Annotated in this window: 14 protein-coding genes and 1 pseudogene; 3 read left to right on the top strand and 12 right to left on the bottom strand. The window is 75.5% G+C overall.

The genetic code is table 11. From position 1 onward, the window contains the following. Window positions 1–93 precede the first annotated feature (93 nt). The gene (locus tag ACWDD9_RS35690) at window positions 94–2808 is read right to left on the bottom strand and encodes a polynucleotide kinase-phosphatase (RefSeq protein WP_449813917.1); all 2715 of its coding nucleotides are present in this window, start codon (window positions 2806–2808) and stop codon (window positions 94–96) included. Window positions 2809–2813: 5 nt separating this feature from the next. Next, window positions 2814–4406, bottom strand: a complete 1593-nt coding sequence (locus tag ACWDD9_RS35685; protein ID WP_449813916.1) for a 3' terminal RNA ribose 2'-O-methyltransferase Hen1 — start codon at window positions 4404–4406, stop codon at window positions 2814–2816. Between the two features lie 141 nt (window positions 4407–4547). Here ACWDD9_RS35685 and dapD point away from each other — a divergent pair, with 141 nt between their 5' ends. Then, window positions 4548–5552 (top strand): 2,3,4,5-tetrahydropyridine-2,6-dicarboxylate N-succinyltransferase, encoded by a 1005-nt coding sequence (gene dapD, locus ACWDD9_RS35680; RefSeq protein ID WP_049648981.1) that lies wholly within the window; start codon window positions 4548–4550, stop codon window positions 5550–5552. A 149-nt stretch (window positions 5553–5701) separates the two neighbouring features. Here the strand turns inward: dapD and ACWDD9_RS35675 are convergent, their stop codons facing one another. Further along, complete coding sequence (locus tag ACWDD9_RS35675) at window positions 5702–6001, bottom strand: DUF6087 family protein (protein ID WP_063780004.1); 300 nt, start codon at window positions 5999–6001, stop codon at window positions 5702–5704. 142 nt (window positions 6002–6143) lie between these two features. Beyond that, window positions 6144–8300, bottom strand: coding sequence for an RNA polymerase recycling motor ATPase HelR (gene helR, locus ACWDD9_RS35670; RefSeq protein ID WP_449813915.1), 2157 nt, complete (start codon window positions 8298–8300; stop codon window positions 6144–6146). 500 nt (window positions 8301–8800) lie between these two features. On the opposite strand from helR, the gene ACWDD9_RS35665 reads away from it, so the two are divergent. Then, on the top strand, window positions 8801–9046 hold the full coding sequence (locus ACWDD9_RS35665; RefSeq protein WP_049648983.1) for a hypothetical protein: 246 nt from the start codon (window positions 8801–8803) through the stop codon (window positions 9044–9046). Here ACWDD9_RS35665 and ACWDD9_RS35660 read toward each other — a convergent pair. The 6 genes and pseudogenes from ACWDD9_RS35660 to ACWDD9_RS35635 all read right to left on the bottom strand — a co-directional run bounded on the left by ACWDD9_RS35660 (window position 8983) and on the right by ACWDD9_RS35635 (window position 14597). Continuing rightward, the gene (locus ACWDD9_RS35660; RefSeq protein WP_074000668.1) at window positions 8983–9702 is read right to left on the bottom strand and encodes a DUF6099 family protein; all 720 of its coding nucleotides are present in this window, start codon (window positions 9700–9702) and stop codon (window positions 8983–8985) included. The genes ACWDD9_RS35665 and ACWDD9_RS35660 overlap by 64 nt on opposite strands. A gap of 320 nt (window positions 9703–10022) precedes the next feature. After that, window positions 10023–10328 (bottom strand): annotated as a pseudogene (locus ACWDD9_RS35655) (nucleotide pyrophosphohydrolase); the annotation flags it as partial. 32 nt (window positions 10329–10360) lie between these two features. Next, the gene (locus ACWDD9_RS35650; RefSeq protein WP_449813914.1) at window positions 10361–11878 is read right to left on the bottom strand and encodes an AAA family ATPase; all 1518 of its coding nucleotides are present in this window, start codon (window positions 11876–11878) and stop codon (window positions 10361–10363) included. A 70-nt stretch (window positions 11879–11948) separates the two neighbouring features. Continuing rightward, window positions 11949–12785, bottom strand: a complete 837-nt coding sequence (locus ACWDD9_RS35645; RefSeq protein ID WP_449813913.1) for a putative RNA methyltransferase — start codon at window positions 12783–12785, stop codon at window positions 11949–11951. 88 nt (window positions 12786–12873) lie between these two features. Further along, window positions 12874–13695 carry an ATP-grasp domain-containing protein gene (locus tag ACWDD9_RS35640; RefSeq protein WP_449813912.1) on the bottom strand — a complete coding sequence of 274 codons (822 nt, stop codon included), beginning with the start codon at window positions 13693–13695 and terminating at the stop codon, window positions 12874–12876. Beyond that, window positions 13692–14597, bottom strand: a complete 906-nt coding sequence (locus ACWDD9_RS35635; protein ID WP_049659122.1) for an ATP-grasp domain-containing protein — start codon at window positions 14595–14597, stop codon at window positions 13692–13694. The genes ACWDD9_RS35640 and ACWDD9_RS35635 overlap by 4 nt, the downstream gene beginning before the upstream one ends. A gap of 227 nt (window positions 14598–14824) precedes the next feature. Here ACWDD9_RS35635 and ACWDD9_RS35630 point away from each other — a divergent pair, with 227 nt between their 5' ends. Further along, on the top strand, window positions 14825–15700 hold the full coding sequence (locus ACWDD9_RS35630; protein ID WP_074000664.1) for a GNAT family N-acetyltransferase: 876 nt from the start codon (window positions 14825–14827) through the stop codon (window positions 15698–15700). 138 nt (window positions 15701–15838) lie between these two features. On the opposite strand, the gene ACWDD9_RS35625 is transcribed toward ACWDD9_RS35630, so the two are convergent. Then, the gene (locus tag ACWDD9_RS35625) at window positions 15839–16267 is read right to left on the bottom strand and encodes a hypothetical protein (protein ID WP_049659745.1); all 429 of its coding nucleotides are present in this window, start codon (window positions 16265–16267) and stop codon (window positions 15839–15841) included. Further along, the gene (locus ACWDD9_RS35620; RefSeq protein ID WP_049659744.1) at window positions 16264–16500 is read right to left on the bottom strand and encodes a toxin-antitoxin system HicB family antitoxin; all 237 of its coding nucleotides are present in this window, start codon (window positions 16498–16500) and stop codon (window positions 16264–16266) included. Before ACWDD9_RS35620 ends, ACWDD9_RS35625 begins: the two co-directional genes overlap by 4 nt. Window positions 16501–16657: the final 157 nt, after the last annotated feature.

Here is a 16657-nt window from a genome sequence, read left to right as displayed (position 1 = left end):
GGGCGGAGGAGGGGCGCCCACGGGGGCTCCGTCGGTTCCGTGGGCCCCCTACTCGTGGGCTCCGTAGGCTCCCCTCCTCTGCCTCCGCCGCCGTCACAGCCGCGGGTCGACCGGCTCCGACTCCAGCGCGAGCACCGCGAAGACCGGCTCGTGCACCCGCCACAGCGGCTCCCCCGCCGCCAGCCGGTCCAGCGCCTCCAGGCCCAGCGCGTACTCGCGCAGCGCCAGCGAGCGCTTGTGGCCCAGCGCGCGCAGGCGCAGCCGGTCGAGGTGCTCGGTGTAGTCCGGGCCGTAGACGATCCGCAGGTACTCCCGGCCGCGCACCTTCACCCCGGGCTGCACCAGGCCGCCCGGCCGGCCCTTGCCGCGCGCCGTGCGCACCGGCGAGACCAGCGGCTTCACCACCATGCCCTCGCCGCCCGCCTCGGTCAGCTCCTCCCACCAGGCGGTGGCGGCGGCCATCGAGGCCTCGTCCTCGGTGTCCACCAGGATCCGACGGGTGCGCTGCAGCAGGGGCCCCTCACGGCGCTCCGGCTCCTCCGTGCCGGTCCCCCCGGCCGGGCCGGCGGTGTCGGTCCCGTCGATCCCGTCGGTCTCGTCGGTCTCGTCGGTCTCGTCGGCGGCGGCCAGGCGGTCGATCCAGGCCAGGTGTTCGTCGTGCGGGCGCACGGCGAGGTTCGCCCCCTCGGCCGCGAGCAGCTGGAACGGCGCGAGCCGGATGCCCGACAGGCCCTCGGTCGGCCAGCAGTAGCGCCGGTACGCCTCGGTGAACGCCCGCGCGTCGGCCGCGCGCTGCCGCTGGCGGTCGGTCAGCCGGGCCAGGTCCAGGCCGCGCCCGGCCGCCCGCTCCAGCGCGGACAGCACCTCCGGCAGGGCGGCGCCCGCCGCCGCGCCGACCGCCGCGTACTGGCGGCGCAGCAGCTCCACCGCCTTCAGCGACCAGGGCATCAGCTCGGCGTCCAGCAGCAGCCAGTCGGTGGCCAGCTCCTCGAACAGCCCGGCGCGCTCGGCGGCCGCCCGGACCCGGTCGAGCACGGCGCCGGTCAGCTCCTCGTCGGCGAGGAAGGCGCGGCCGGTCCGGGTCCAGATCGCGCCGGGGCCGGCCACGCCGAAGCGGCGCTCCAGCGCGGCCCCGTCCCGGGCCACCAGCAGCACCGCGCGCGAGCCCATGTGCTTCTCCTCGCAGACCAGGTGCCGCACGCCGTCCGCCCGGTAGCCGAGGAAGGCCTCCTCCGGGTGCTCCAGGTAGCCGTCCCGGCGGGACGTGGCGCTCGGTGCCATGGTCGGCGGCAGGTAGGCGAGCAGCCGCGGGTCCAGCGCGAAGCGGCTCATCACCTCCAGCGCGGCGGCCGCGTTCTCCTCCCGGACGGCCACCCGCCCGTGCAGCCCGGTCTCGACGGTCCGGCGCCCGGCCACGTCGCCGAGATCCAGCGGACGGCCCTCGCGGGCGCCCGGCGCGTCGGTGATCAGCGGGCGCACCGGGGCGTACCACTCGCGCTCGGCCTCGACGCCCACCAGCTCGCGCTCCGGATAGCGCAGCGCGGTCAGGCTGCCGCCGAAGACGCAGCCGGTGTCCAGGCAGACGGTGTTGTTGACGAAGCTCGCGGCCGGCACCGGGGTGTGGCCGTAGACCACCAGCGCCCGGCCCCGGTACTCCTCCGCCCACGGGTAGCGCACCGGCAGCCCGTACTCGTCGGTCTCGCCGGTGGTCTCCCCGTACAGCGCGTGCGAGCGGACCCGGCCGGAGTTGCGGCCGTGGTACCGCTCCGGCAGGCCTGCGTGGCAGACCACCAGGGCGCCGCCGTCCAGCAGGTAGTGGCTGACCAGGCCGCGCATGAACGCTCGGACCTCGGCCCGGAACTCCTCGCTCTCCCCTGCCAGCTGGTCCAGCGACTCCTGGAGGCCGTAGGCGACGTTGACCTTCTTGCCGTCCATCGCCCGGCCGAGCTTGTTCTCGTGGTTGCCCGGCACGCAGAGCGCGTGGCCGGCCGCCACCATGCCCATCACCAGGCGCAGCACGCCCGGGGTGTCGGGGCCGCGGTCGACCAGGTCGCCGACGAAGACGGCGGTGCGGCCCGCCGGGTGCGCGGCGTCCACCGGGCGGCCCCCGGCGTCCCGGGTCAGGGTGTAGCCGAGCCGGGTCAGCAGGGTCTCCAGCTCGGAGCGGCAGCCGTGGATGTCGCCGACGATGTCGAACGGGCCGGTGAGGTGGCGCAGGTCGTTGTAGCGCTTCTCCAGCTCGATCCCGGCGGCCGCCACCTCGGCCTCGCCGCGCAGGACGTGCACCTTGCGGAAGCCCTCGCGCTCCAGCCCCCGGAGGGAGCGGCGCAGCTCCCGGTGCTGGCGGGGGATCACATGGGCCGGCAGCTGCCGGTCCGGGCGGGAGCGGTTGCGCTCGGCGCACACCCCCGGCGGGACGTCCAGGACGATCGCGATCGGCAGCACGTCGTGCTCGCGGGCGATCTCGACCAGCCGACGGCGGGCCTCGGGCTGGACGTTGGTGGCGTCCACGACGGTCAGCCGGCCGGCCGCCAGGCGCTTGCCGACGATGTAGTACAGGACGTCGAAGGCCTCGGCGGAGGCGGACTGGTCGTTCTCGTCGTCGGCGACCAGGCCGCGGCAGAAGTCGGAGGAGACCACCTGGGTGGGCAGGAAGTGGCGGCGGGCGAAGGTGGACTTGCCCGCGCCGCTGGTGCCGACCAGGACGACGAGGGAGACGTCGGTGACGGGCAGGCGGCGCGGGGCGGTGCTCTCCGCGCGGTCCTGGTCCCGGCTCTCGCCGGGGGTGTCGGTCGGGTCATCGGTCATCGGGGCTAGCCTCCTTCGGGCGTCGCGGTCGTGATGGGCACGGTGGTCACGGTGGGTGCCGGGGTCGTGGTGGATCCCGGGGTCGTGGTGGATCCCGGGGTCGTGGTGGCCACGGGCGTCGGCGTCGTGGTGAACAGGGCCAGCTGGCTCGGGGCGCCGACCTCCTCGTCCTCCGGGCCGACCGGGCGCAGCTCCACGGTGTAGCCGTACGCGGCCGCGACCTTCCCGGCCCAGGCCCGGAACTCGGCCCGGGACCACTCGAAGCGGTGGTCGGCGTTCCGGACGGCGCCCGCCGGCAGGCTCTCCCAGCGGACGTTGTACTCGGCGTTCGGCGTGGTGACCACGACCGCCCTCGGCCGGGCGGCGCCGAACACCGCGTACTCCAGCGCGGGCAGCCGCGGCAGGTCCAGGTGCTCGATCACCTCGCACAGCACCGCCGCGTCGAAGCCCTTGAGCCGGGCGTCGGTGTAGGTGAGCGCTCCCTGCGCCAACGTCACCCGGGCCGCCTGACGCTCCGGCATCCGCTCCAGGCCCAGCCTGCGCCCCGCCGACCGCAGCGCCCGGGCGGAGACGTCCACGCCGAGGATTCCGGTGAACCGGGCGTCCTTGAGCAGTTCGCCGATCAACTCGCCCTGGCCGCAGCCGAGATCGGCGACGCGGGCGGCACCGGTCTCGCGCAGCGCGGCGAGGATCGCGGTGCGGCGCTGCTCGGCGAGCGAGGGCTGCCGGGGCTCCGGATCGTCCCGCGCCTCCTCCTCGGACCGGTCGTCGACCGCGTTGTCGATCTCCTCGACCTCGCGGTCGTCGGCCTCCGCCAGCCGGGCCAGCTCCAGGCGCTCCATCGCGGCGCGGGTCAGCGACCAGCGGCGGGCCAGGTAGCGGCGGGTGATCAGGGCGCGCTCGGGGTGGGCCGCCAGCCAGCCCTGACCGGCCGCGAGCAGCTTGTCCACCTCGTCCGGGGCGACCCAGTAGTGCTTGGCGCCGTCCAGCACCGGCAGCAGCACGTACAACTGCTGGAGCGCGTCGGCGAGCCGGACCGTCCCGGAGGAGAGCACGATCCGGACGTAGCGGGACTCGCCCCACTCGGGGAACGACTCGTCCAGCGGGACCGCCGTCGCCTCGACCCGCCAGCCCAGCGGCTCGAACAGCCGGACCACCAGGGCCGGGCCGCCGCCCCCGCCCGCACCGTTCGCGGGCACGGCGGGCAGCTCGATCCGCAGGGGGCGGGCCCGCCCGGGCAGTTCGGGCCGGGCCGGGCAGTCGCCCTTCATCGCGGACCGGAACACCGTCCGCAGCGCCACCGCGAGCAGCGAGGAGGCGGCGTACGGGCGGTCGTTGACGTACTGGGCGAGCGCGAAGTCGGGCGAGCCGCCGCGCCCCCTGCCGTCGCCCCGGCCCTTGCGGACCAGCGCGATCGGGTCGACGTCCAGCAGCAGCGCCGCCGTGCAGACCTCGTCCCCCGCCTCGGGGTAGAAGACGTGGGCCTCACCGTGCGACGTGGTGAACCGCTGGACCTTGTCGGGGTGCTTGTGCAGCAGGAACCCGAGGTCCGTGGCCGGGTCCTCGGCGCTGCCGGTGGTGGAGATCGACATGAACACCCGCTGAAGTATTGCCCAGCGCCCGAACGCCGGGCACCGGGTTTTCCCGCCCCGCGGGCCGCCGACCGGCGCGTTCGCCGGGCGCGTCCGCCCGGTGGGCGTGTTCGGCACCGGGGCCCCGCATTGGTTAACGTGCACGGTGTGACTGCTGAATCCACCTCGCTCGAATCCACCTCCCCGGCGAACGGCGCCGTGGCCACCGGTCTGGCCACCATCGCCGCCGACGGCACCGTCCTCGACACCTGGTTCCCCGCCCCCGTGCTGGCCGCCGAGCCCGGCCCGGCCGGCACCGTCCGTCTGACCGCCGAGCAGGCCGAGGCCGAGCTCGGCGCCGGCGCGGCCGAGGCGCTGCGCGTCGACGCCCGCCGCGGCGTCGAGGTGGTCGCCGTGCGCACCACCATCGCCTCGCTGGACGAGAAGCCGCTCGACACCCACGACGTGTACCTGCGCCTGCACCTGCTCAGCCACCGCCTGGTCAAGCCGCACGGCCAGAACCTGGACGGCGTCTTCGGCCTGCTGGCCAACGTCGCCTGGACCAGCATCGGCCCCGTCCCGGTGGACAAGGTCGAGCAGGCCCGGCTCGCCGTGCGCGCCCAGGGCGGCCAGCTGGCCGTCTACGGGATCGACAAGTTCCCGCGGATGACCGACTACGTCGCCCCGACCGGTGTGCGCATCGCCCACGCCGACCGCGTCCGGCTCGGCGCCCACCTGGCCGTCGGCACCACCGTGATGCACGAGGGCTTCGTCAACTTCAACGCCGGCACGCTGGGCACCTCCATGGTCGAGGGCCGGATCAGCGCGGGCGTCGTCGTCGGCGACCACAGCGACATCGGCGGCGGCGCCTCGATCATGGGCACCCTGTCCGGCGGCGGCAAGCAGGTCGTCTCGGTCGGCGAGCGCTGCCTGCTCGGTGCCAACGCGGGCATCGGCATCTCGCTCGGCAGCGACTGCGTGGTCGAGGCCGGCCTGTACGTGACCGCCGGCACCCGGGTCACCACCCCGGACGGCACGGTGGCCAAGGCCGTCGAGCTGTCCGGCCAGGACAACCTGCTGTTCCGTCGCAACTCGCAGAGCGGCGCGGTCGAGGTCATCGCCCGCTCCGGCTCCTGGGGCGGCCTGAACGCCGACCTGCACGCCCACAACTGACCTCCGGTCGGAGGCCGTTGGGGTCCGGCGCCCGGGTGGCGCCGGACCCCGCCCGCTTCTCGGACCCCGCCCGCTTCTCGGGGGCCGGTTACCGCTCGGGGTCCGGTTACAGCCCGGCGTCCGGGTCGCGGCCCGGGCCCGCGCGGGCTTCAGGGCTTGCGGTGGCGCCCCGGTGCCTTCCCCGGCCGCCGCGCCTGGCGCCCGGGCCGCGGCGCTCCCGCGCCCTCGGCCCCGTACAGGATCCGCTGGGCGGTGGCGTAGTCCTCGGCCACCGTCTCCGGCAGCCACTGGTAGCCGTCCCAACGCACGATCAGCCTCGGTTCGCCCGGCAGCACATGGGCGCCCCGCTGCCGCCCGACCGTGAGCCGTACGACCCGCAACTGCCCGACCGGCCGCAGCCGTTGCTCCCGCCTGGCCGCCCACGACGCCAGCGGTTCCTCCTCGTCCATCGCCCCAGTCTGGCCTCCCGACGCCGTCACCCGACACCTGCGTCACCCGACCGGGCGACGCGCGTTCCAGCCCCTCCGCTCCCTCCGTTCGCACCCCGCTCCCTTCGCCGTCTCTTCGCCGTCTCTTCCGACGCTTGACGCTTCACACGCTCCTGAGGACCACCAGCCGCTGGGTGGCCCTGGTCATCGCGACGTAGCGGTCGACCGCCCCCTCGACACCCCCGCCGAACGCCTCCGGGTCGACCAGCACGACCAGGTCGAACTCCAGCCCCTTGGACAGCTCCGGGGTCAGCGACCGGACCCGCGGCCGCGCCTCGAAGCCGGGGGCACCGATCACGCAGGCGACCCCCTCGGCGTGCTCGGCGAGCCAGCCGTCCAGGACGGCGTCCAACTCCGCCACCGACCCGTGCACAACGGGGATGCCGCTGCTGCGGACGGAGGTCGGCACGTTGGCGTCCGGCAGCGCGGCCCGGATCGCGGGCTCGGCCTCGGCCATGACCTCCTCCGGCGTCCGGTAGTTGATGCTCAGCGAGGCCACCGTGCTCCGGTCGAGCCCGATCCGCTCCAGCCGCTCCTGCCAGGACTCCGTGAACCCGTGCCTGGCCTGCGCCCGGTCCCCGACGATGGTGAAGCTCCGGGACGGGCAGCGCAGCAGCAGCATCTGCCACTCCGCGTCGGTCAGCTCCTGGGCCTCGTCCACCACGATGTGCGCGAACGGCCCGGCGAGCGGCTCCGGGTCGGCACCGGGCAGGGCCGTCTCGTCGACCAGGGTGTCCTGGAGGTCGCGCCCGCGCAGCATCGTCACCGCGCCCTCGCTGTCGTCGTCGGCCTGCAGCAGGTCGCCGATGACGTCGGCCATCCGCGCGCGCTCGGCGGCGGCCGCGGCCTCCCGACGGCGCCGGCGCCGGTCCGCCTCCGGATCGCCGAGCCGCTGCCGGGCCGCGTCCAGCAGCGGCAGGTCGGACACCGTCCAGGCCTGGGGCGCGTCCTTGCGCTGGAGCCTGCGGACCTCCTCGGGGGCGAGCCAGGGCGCGCACATCCGCAGGTAGGCGGGCACCGACCAGAGGTCGCCGACCAGGTCGGCCGCGTCGATCAGCGGCCAGGCCCGGTTGAGCGTCTCGGTCAGCTCCCGGTCCTGCCGCAGCGACCGGCGGAACAGTTCGGGCGAGACCCCCGCGTCCTCGTCCAGCTTGTCCATCAGGATCGTGGCCAGCTCCTCCCAGATCTGCTCGCGGGCCTCGTTGTGCGGGGTGCCCGGGTCCGGCGCGTCGAACGCGTCGGACCAGTCCTCGGCGCTCAGCCAGAGGTCGGCCCAGTGGGTGGTGACCTCCATCCCCTCGGCGGGCGGCTCCTCGTAGAACCGGACGGCCTTCTCGATCGCCCCCACCATGTCGGCCGAGGACTTCAGGCGGGCCGTCTCGGGGTCGCTCTCGGACCCGGCCTTCGCCCCCTCGGCAACGAGGTCCCGCACGGTGCAGGTGCGCACCCCCTCCTCACCGAGGCTGGGCAGGACGTCGGCGACGTAGGCCAGGTAGGGCTGGTGCGGGCCGACGAACAGCACGCCGCCGCGCCGGTGGCCGAGCCGGGGGTCGGAGTAGAGCAGGTACGCGGAGCGGTGCAGCGCGACGACCGTCTTCCCGGTGCCCGGGCCGCCGTCCACCACCAGGGCGCCCCGGGACCCCGCCCGGATGATCGCGTCCTGGTCGGCCTGGATGGTGGCCAGCACGTCCCGCATCCGGGCCGACCGGTTGCCGCCCAGGCTCGCGATGAACGCGGACTGGTCGTCCAGCGCGGCGTGCCCCTCCAGGGCCTCGGCGCTGAACACCTCGTCCCAGTAGTCGCCGATCCGGCCGCCGGTCCAGCGGTACCGGCGCCGGCTCACCAGGCCCATCGGGTCGGCGTGGGTGGCCCCGAAGAACGGCTCGGCCGCGGGCGAGCGCCAGTCGACCAGCAGTCGGCGCCCCTCACTGTCGGTGAGGCCGAGCCGCCCGATGTACACCGGCTCCGGGTCGTCCGCGTGGACGACCCGCCCGAGGCACAGGTCCAGGCCGAAGCGGCGCAGGGCGCGCAGCCGACCGGTCAGCTTGTGCACCTCGATGTCCCGGTCCATCGCCTCCCGACCGAGGCCGCCCGGCGCGCGGCGCAGCGCGTCGAGGCGGTCGGACAGCTCCGCGATCGACTGCTCCAGGCTCTCCGCGACGGCCGCGAAGTGCCGCTCGTCCTCACCGATCAGCGCCGGGTCGGCCTTGGCGACGAGGCGGGCGGGAAGGTCGAACGCGCTGGTGGTGCGGCTGTTCATGGCATCAGCTCCGATCTGAGGCCTGCGATTGTGCGCCACCACGGGGGCCTTGCCGCAAGACCCCCCATGCGCTATACGTTGAGAGTGGCAAGGGGTGGGTTCTCCCCCGGCCAGTCTCCGGTTCGTCTCCTGCTCGTCTCCGAATCATCCCCGGCTCCTTTCCGGGCGCGCTCGACCGCGCCGCGCTCCGCACCGCCGCTCACGCCCCCGCTCCGCGCCGCCCGGTCCACCCGCACCGTCCGCGCCGCTCAGGCTCCCCGGGCCGCGCCGTGCCTAGCCGAGGCGGCGCCGCGACGGCAACCCCGGCTCACCCGGGAGGCTTACCGCACAGCGGAGTTGGACCGCATCGGGTGGTGTCCGGGTGACGGCATCCGGACCGGTTCGTTGGGTGCTACGGCGGGGGTGGGTGCCCCGGTAGCGGGCACTGCCGCCTCCCGCCGTGCGGTCCGAGCCACCGTCGGCCGCCCTACACCGCACCACCGATCCGAAGAGGTCCCGCAATGTCCGAACCATCTGCCACGCCGCAGTTCCCGAGCAGCCCGACGGGCTCGGCCGACGGCACCTCGGCCGGACCCGCCACCCCCAAGAGCCTGCTGGAGCAGATGCAGGAACTGCTCGCCTCCGTCAGCGCGGACCTCGCCGAACTCCAGGGCTCCGTCCCCGGGGGCGCCGACTCCACCGCCTATCCGACCGGCACGGACACCTCCGGTGCGTCCGAGGCCTCGGACGCACCGGGCGCCCGGTAGCCGACCACCCGGTCCTCCTCGGCCGGCCCGCCCGCACCGGGCGGGCCGCCGCCGGAGGGCGGGCTGCCGCTCGCCGCACCGCCACCGTCACCGCCCGGCGGACCGGTCTCGCCCGGAGGGCCGAGCCGGACCACCAGTAACGGCGCCCCGCCACCCGCCCGCTCGCGTTCCCGCTCCGCACCGCCGAGCGCGGCGGGCTCCGCCGCCCCGGCCCGGAGCGCCGCCGCACGCAGCCGTACCGTCAGGTCCTTGCACTCCGAGACCGCGTCCACACCGTCGATGCACGTCCAGTAGAGGCTCTCGGTGTCCGCCCCGCAGGCCAGCACCACCAGCGTCTCGCCGACCTCCTGGAGCAGCCCGTCCAGCGCTCCCAGGGCCGGCGCCAAGTCCCCCAGGTCGGTGAGCCGCGCGGCCCGGCCGCCGCTCACCAGGGCGGCCCGGACGACGGAGCGGTCCAGGCAGACCGCCGCGTGCGCCCCGGCCTCGGACAGCTGCTGCCCCAGCCCGGTGAGATCCTCGTCCTCCGACTCCGCCAGCCTGGCGCCCACCGCCTCGGTGAGCAGCGCGGCCTGCCGCGCCTCGGCCAGCACGTCCGGTACATGCCTGGCCTCGGCCAGGGCGTACCGGGCCGTCTTGATCAGTCGCAGCGCCTCCATGGCCACCGCTCCTCCCGCTCGCTGTCGCCGTCGACCCGGGCCGCCGGGAGGGGCGGTCCGCGTGGTGACGGCTGGTCACGGCGAAAGCGTGCGAGGAAGTGCGCGAGCGCGCATCCACGTTGTCAGAAGCTGTGGACAAGTCCGGGGTTGTGGATAACTTTCGTCCCTCACACAGGTTGGTCGTCCACGTCCGGGTTGACGGAGGTCGCCCCCTCGGGCGCGCGGGCCACACTCCCGGCGGCCTCGACCGCCCCCTGGTCGGCACCGCCCGCCCCCTGGTCGGCGTCGGACGCGTCCTGGCCGGCACCGCCCTCGTCCGTCGGCACCGGGAAGCGGAGCTCGTTCCGCTCGATCTTGGCCGCCAGGGCCTCCAGCGGATCCACCCCGACCGCCGTGCAGAACTGCAGCAGGTACGCCAGCACGTCCGCGACCTCGTCGTGCACCCGGTGCGCGCGCTCCGGGTCGGACATCACCGCGGCCGCCTGCTCGGGCGTCAGCCACTGGAAGATCTCCAGCAGCTCCCCCGCCTCCACGCTCAGCGCCGCCGCCAGGTTCTTCGGGGTGTGGAAGGGCTCCCACCGCCGGGCCGACGCGAAGTCCACCAACCGCTGCCGCAGGACATCCACCGTGGGCTCTGCCGGCCCCGTCACTCGTTCGCTCACCCCTCCAGGTCTACCGCATCCCGGCCCGCCGCCCCACCGCCCACCGAGGACACCCCGCCGCCGCCCGCGAATCCGGCCACCCCCGCCGACCCCGCCGGCTCCTCCGACCCGCCCCCGCCCGCTTCCGCCCCCAGGCCGACCGCCTCCCCGGCCGCCTCCCCGGCCGTCTCCCCGTCCACCGCACCAGCCGCGCCCCCGGCCGCCTCCCCGCGCCCGCCCTGGACCGGCACCCGCGCCGTCTCCGGCCGCAGCACCGTGAACCCCGAGTCCGGGTCCCGCCGGCACTCGACCAGCACCACCCCGCCCCCGGGCCCGCAACCCAGCACCTCCCGCGCCGCCGCCGGCTCCTGCAGGGCCGCGACCACCCGCAGCTGGCTGCGCTCCGCCATCTCCCGCGCCAGCCGCAGCAGCGTGCCGGTCTGCTCGACGGAGAGTCCCGCCCCCAGGTCCTCGGCCAGCACGGTGAGCTGCCGGTGCGCCCAGGGCACCTCGGCGGCCACGTCGAGGTCGAGCACCCCGGCCCCGGTCAGCAGCACCGCGGCGAAGGCGAGGTGGCGCAGCATGCCGTCGGAGGCCTGGTCGGCCCCGGTGCGTCCGAGGACGCCCTCGTCGAAGACGGCGAGGACCCGCTTCACGCCCGCGCTCTCGCGCTCGGCCAGGGTGAGCCCGAGCAGCGGGTGCGGCGCGGCGGCCTGCACGGCGCGCAGCAGCTGCCCGTACCGGCGCGGGCACTCGTTGCTCAGCCGGGCGACGACGGCGGAGATGTTGGCGGCGTTGCTGCGCAGCCGGGCCTGCGGGTCGGCCCGGGCCCAGCCGCGCATCAGCGCGGGGACGGGGTGCAGCGGGAAGACCTCGCGCAGCGCGGTGAGGAGGTCCTCGGTGGCGGCGAGGACGAGGCACTCCCCGGCCGAGGAGCCCGCGACCCGCAGCGGCAGCTGTGCGGTGATCATCGTGCCGCTGGGGAAGGGTGCCCGGATGTCGCCCTGGCGGGTGTCGTTGTGCCAGCAGACGTTGACCCGCCGGTTGCGGACGTCCTGCTCGCCGGTGTCCATCAGGGTCCGGCCGTCGAGGGTGAGCGACTCCCGGGCGATCCGGACCGGGCCGTCGGTGCGGACCACCACGTCGAGCCGGATCAGGCCGTGCGGCGAGCGGACGGTGCAGCCGAGGTTGATCGCGTGCCGCCCGTGCGGGACGCACCCGTCGAGGCCGCCGCGGACGGGTGCGGCGAGCGGGCCGGTGCGCTCGGGCAGTCCGTCCAGCGAGTCGGCGATCTCCTCGCCGAGGGCGAGCCGGGACAGCACGGCCAGCGCGTCGAGGGCGTTGGATTTGCCGACGCCGGCGGGCCCGTGCAGCACGGTGAGGGGCGCGAGCGGCAGCACCGCACGCCGGTAGGACTTGAACGAGGTGAGTCGGAGCTCCTCGACGGTGGGTCGCGGCACGGGCGGCCGGTCGGGCCCCGGGGCGCCCGGTCGGAGGTGGGACGGCCCTGCGGGCACGGTGGCGTCGCGGTTCACCTGTCGGACGTTAGCCGCAGGCCGACCGGCAGAAACGTGCCTGCGCGGCAGATTCATCCCAACGTGGGGCTCAGCGCCGGTACGCGGCCACCGTCACCGAGGCCGTCACCTCGACCGGCTCCGGCAGTTCCGCGAGCGCGGCGGCGAGCCGTTCCGGGTCGGTGTGCCAGGCGCTCGGCCCCATGCCGACGACGGTGCGCACGTCCTGCGGGCCGAGCCGCAGGGTGAACTCGACCTCGCGCCGCCCGGCGGGCTCCAGGTACGGCCCGAGCTTCTCGTCGATCCGCCGCTGCTTCTCCTCGTCCACCGACAACAGCCCCAGCGCGCCGACGAGTTCACGCAGGTGGCGGGCGGTCGGCGAGACCAGCAGCAGGGTGCCGCCGGGGCGCAGCACCCGGCGGATCTCCGGCCCGTTGCGCGGCGCGAAGACGTTGAGCATCAGCTCGGCCGAGGCGTCCCGCAGCGGCAGCGGGCGCCAGGCGTCGCACACCACGGCGCCGATCCGGGGGTGCGCCTTGGCGGCCCGGCGCAGCGCGAACTTGGAGATGTCCAGGGCCGCGCCGACCGTGCCGGGCAGGGCGTCCAGGACGTGCGCCAGGTAGTGGCCGGTGCCGGCGCCGAGGTCGGCGACCAGGCCGTCGGACGCACCGGCGACGGCGGAGGAGGCCTCCGCCAGCGCCTCGGCGATCGGCCGGTAGTGCCCGGCGGCGAGGAAGTCCGCGCGGGCCGCGACCATCTCGGCGGTGTCCCCGGTGCCGGTGTGGGCGTCGCCGGCGAGGAGGCTGACGTAGCCCTGCTTGGCGAGGTCGAAGCTGTGCCCGGCCGGGCAGCGCAGGCTGCGGTCGTGCCGGGTGAGGGCCTGCGCGCAGTGCGGGCAGGCCAGGTAGCGCTCGATGTCCTGGAGCAAGGTTCCGTCTTCTCTCGCCGTACGCCCCGGCCGGTCGGGGCGCCAGCCAGCCTAACGACCCCGGCGGGCCGGACGCCCCAGGCCGGCCCTACTCCGCACCCCTCCCGGGCCCCGGCCCGAGCCCCGCGAGCGCCCGCCCCCGCTCCGCCCCGACCCGCAGCGCCAGCGCCGCGAGCGCCTCCGGCGCGCCGGCCCGGCCCCGGACCCCCGGGAAGGCGTTGACGTCCACGATGACCGGCTCGGCGGGCCCGTCGAGCAGGTCGACCCCGTACACGTCGAGCCCGAACACCTCGCCCACGCGCAGCGCGAGCGCCGCCCGCCCGGCGGACGGCTCCCAGTCCTCGGCCCGCCCCGACTTCCCCGTGCTGGTGGCGAGTTCGGACTGCCGCCGGGCCGCGAACACCTGTCCGTCGACGACCCACAGCTTCTGGTCCCAGCCGGTCCCCGGGACGAACGGCTGGGTGACGACCGGCTCCTCGGGCCAGCGCTCGGCGAGTTCGCGCAGCCGGTCCGGCCCGTCCACCCGGGCGACCAGGTCGTGCCGCCTGCTGTGCCGGCTCTTGACCACGAACGGGTAGGCGGGGTCAGCGAGTTCACCCAGCAGGCCGACCGCGTCGGTGGCCGCGAAGGGCAGCCCGGCGGCGCGGGCGAGCTCGGCCATCCGCACCCGGTCCTGGCACAGCCCGGTGGCCGCCGCCGAGTTGACCACCGGCGCGCCCCGCCGCTCCAACTCCCCTGCCAGCGCCAGTGCCTGCGGCGTACGGGCCTTGAGCAGGTAGACGTCCGCGAGCCCGGTCACGGGCCCCGCGGGCGGGACGGCCGCGACCTCGTGCCCCCGGCGCACCAGCAGTTCGGCGGCCGCCGCCAGCACCGGGTGCCCCGGGTCGCCGGTGATCAGCCCGACCTTCACAGCAACTCCCCCTCACCAAAGCCCCGTTGGCCGTACGGGTCGCCGCCCGCCGGCACCAGTTCGGCGGGCCCGGCGGGCAGCGACACGGCCGTGCCGCTGCGCGCGAGCCGCAGCACCGCCCGGGCGACCCGGGCCACCGCGTCCGGCACCTGCCGGAAGCTCGGGAAGTCGTTGACGTCCACCACCACCGGTCCGTCCGGCCCCAGCAGCACGTCCACCCCGTACAGGTCCAGCCCGAACACCTCGCCGACCTGCGCCACGATCCGCGCGACGCTCCCCGGCAGCGGCACCTGCCGCTCGCGCACGCCCTGCCCGGGGTGCAGCGGGGAGGAACGTTCCGTCGCGAAGAGCTCGCCGTCGACGCAGTACACCTTGAGGTCGGTCCCGGAGTTGGGCACGTACGGCTGCGCGATCAGCAGCCCCTCCCCCGCCAGCTCCGGACCCACCTCCAGCAGCTGCTCGGGGCTGCGCACCAGCCGCACGGCGCGCCCGGAGCTGCCGTCGGCGGGCTTGACCACCAGCGGGTACTCGGCGGCCGGGATCTCTGCCAGCCGCTCCCAGCGCGCGGCCGCGTACGTCACCGGGACGGGCAGGCCGCGGGTGCGGCCGATGACCGCGGCGAGTGCCTTGTCCCGGACCCCGCGGATCGAGCGCACGTCGTTCACCGTGGTGAGGCCGACGGCGGCGGCCGACTCCAGCAGGGTCAGCCCGGGGCCGCCGGACACGGTCTTGAGCACCCAGGCGTCGTGGCTGCCGGCCCGGACCTCCTCGGAGATCGCCAGCAGCGAGTCCCCGGGGCGCAGCACGTCCACCCGGTGCCCCCACGCGGTGAGTTGGCGTGCCACGTCGAGCGGCATGCCGTCGTGCCGGTAGTGTTCCTCCACCAGAAAGCAGAGCCTCATCGGCCTGTCTTCCCCCTTGCCTCGCCTCGTGCAGACGTCCGCCGTCCCCCTCGGCAGAGCTGTAAAGGCTTCAGCATGCACGCCGCGGCCGCACAAGATCGCTGCGGGCGGGTAAGCGTTCGGCAACAATCGGCCCCCGGAACGGCGACGCGCGGGCGGCGCCGAGCCCGGAGGAGCCGCGGCCCGCCCCGACAAACCGGTGGCGCCCCTCCCCCGCCCCTGCTTGGATGCACGCCGTGACCCCTGATGATCATGCCCACGACCGCCCCCTGCTCGACGAGATCGAGCGCTACTACGACGCCGTGCCCCGCAGCGCCGCCCGCACCGAGGACTTCGGGCCGCTGACCCTGTTCCTCCGTGACGGGGCCGGCTGGCCCTACTACGCCCGCCCGACCCTCGGCCACACCGGACCCGCCGCCACAGCCGAGGACGTCCGCCGGGTGCTGGAGCGGCAGCGGGAGGCGGGCGCGCCGGAGGCCTTCGAGTGGGTGGCCGAGCAGAACCCGGAGCTGCGCGCGGCGGTCGAGGCTGCGGGCCTGACGGTGCACGAGCACCCACTGCTGGTGCTGGGCCCGCAGGACGAAGCGGCCCCGGCGCCCGAGCTGCCGGAGCGGGTGGAGGTCCGGGTGCTGGCGCCGGACGCCCCGGAGCTGGCGGCCGCCGTCGCCGTCCCGCACCTGGCCTTCGCCGAGCCGGGCACCGCTGTCGGCCCGGCCGGCGCGGCCGAACTCGCCGAGCGCGCGGCGACGTTGGCGGCCGACGGCACGGCGGAGCGGATCGCCCGGCGGATCGCCACCGGCACCACCGTGCTGGCCGCGGCCGTCGAGGACGGCACGGTCCTGTGCGCGGGCCAGCACAACCCGGTGGGCCCGGTCACCGAGGTGGCCGGGGTGGGCACGCTCCCGTCCGCGCGCCGTCGCGGGCTGGGCCTGGCGGTCACCGCGGCTCTGGTCGAGCACGCCCGGGCGAACGGGGTGCGGACGGTGTTCCTGTCCGCCGCCGACGAGGACGTCGCCCGGATCTACCGCCGGGCCGGCTTCCGCACCTTCGCGACGGCCCTGATCGCGGAGCCCGCCGCCCAGCAGGAGCCCGCCGCCCAGTAGGAGCCCCCCGCCCGGCAGGCGCCTGCCACGCGGCACGAACCCTCCGCCCGGCAGGAGCCCCCCGCGCAACAGGCCGCCCACCGGCCCCGGCCCGAAAGGCCCCGGCAGGAACGGAAACGGGAACGGGGACGGCGCCGGTCAGTCGTCGTCCTCGTCCTCCTCGTCCGCCCCGCTGACCTCCTCCCCCTCCGCCTCGTCCACCACCCAGGCCGCGAGCCGCTCGGCGACGCCCGACACCCCGAGCCGCCCCTCGCGGATGGCCCGGGAGAGGCTGCGCACCTCGCGGGCGGTGGTGGCGACGGTGCAACCGCTGGCGACGAGGTAGGCGTAGGCGACGGCGGTCGCGAAGAGTTCGTTGGTCTTCTCCAGTGCCGGCACCCGGATCAGCTGGTGCATCAGCGCGGCGGCGCGGTCCTGTGGTTCGGGGTAGACCGAGATGTCGAATATCTCGGCCTGGTGGCGGGTGACCGCCGCGAGCAGCGAGCCGTAGTCGGTGACCTGCGGATCACCGGGCGTGTACTGCTCGGCGGTCATGAGCAGCCACGAGAGGTCGACCTCCAGCTTCAACGGCGCACGTCCTGGAGGTCGCCGGGCTCCCCGAACTCGGCGAGGAAGGCCGACTCGTACTCCTTCATGAACTGCGCGGCCGCGTCCACGAAGGCCCGCCCTGACTCGCCCATGTCCTGTTGGACCAGGCGCTCGATGTACTGGTTCATGGAGATCCCCTGCTGCTCCGCCCGTTCCCGGGCCATCTCGGCGGTCGTGGCGTCGACCCGCACGTTCAGCTGCTTCTTACCCATGCCGTTCAAGCTAGCGCTCAAGTGCTAGCACAACAAGGGCGTGCGCACACCGCCCGCACACCTGCCGCACGCCCCCGCGCAACCCGGCCGTCACCGTGGCGCCGGACGGCAGCCACCGGAACGCCGGACGGGCCGCCGCCGAGGCGCCGGAACGCCG

It is taken from the genome of Kitasatospora sp. NPDC001119 (genome assembly GCF_053598475.1).
Note: the sequence above shows the minus strand (reverse complement) of the source record. Positions and strands in the feature narration are given on the sequence as shown.

Coding starts and splice junctions, on each gene's coding strand:
- ACWDD9_RS35690 (WP_449813917.1), bottom strand. CDS start 2,808: ATGACCGATGACCCGACCGACACCCCCGGCGAGAGCCGGGACCAGGAC.
- ACWDD9_RS35675 (WP_063780004.1), bottom strand. CDS start 6,001: ATGGACGAGGAGGAACCGCTGGCGTCGTGGGCGGCCAGGCGGGAGCAA.
- helR (WP_449813915.1), bottom strand. CDS start 8,300: ATGAACAGCCGCACCACCAGCGCGTTCGACCTTCCCGCCCGCCTCGTC.
- ACWDD9_RS35665 (WP_049648983.1), top strand. CDS start 8,801: ATGTCCGAACCATCTGCCACGCCGCAGTTCCCGAGCAGCCCGACGGGC.
- ACWDD9_RS35660 (WP_074000668.1), bottom strand. CDS start 9,702: ATGGAGGCGCTGCGACTGATCAAGACGGCCCGGTACGCCCTGGCCGAG.
- ACWDD9_RS35635 (WP_049659122.1), bottom strand. CDS start 14,597: ATGAGGCTCTGCTTTCTGGTGGAGGAACACTACCGGCACGACGGCATG.
- ACWDD9_RS35630 (WP_074000664.1), top strand. CDS start 14,825: ATGCACGCCGTGACCCCTGATGATCATGCCCACGACCGCCCCCTGCTC.
- ACWDD9_RS35620 (WP_049659744.1), bottom strand. CDS start 16,500: ATGGGTAAGAAGCAGCTGAACGTGCGGGTCGACGCCACGACCGCCGAG.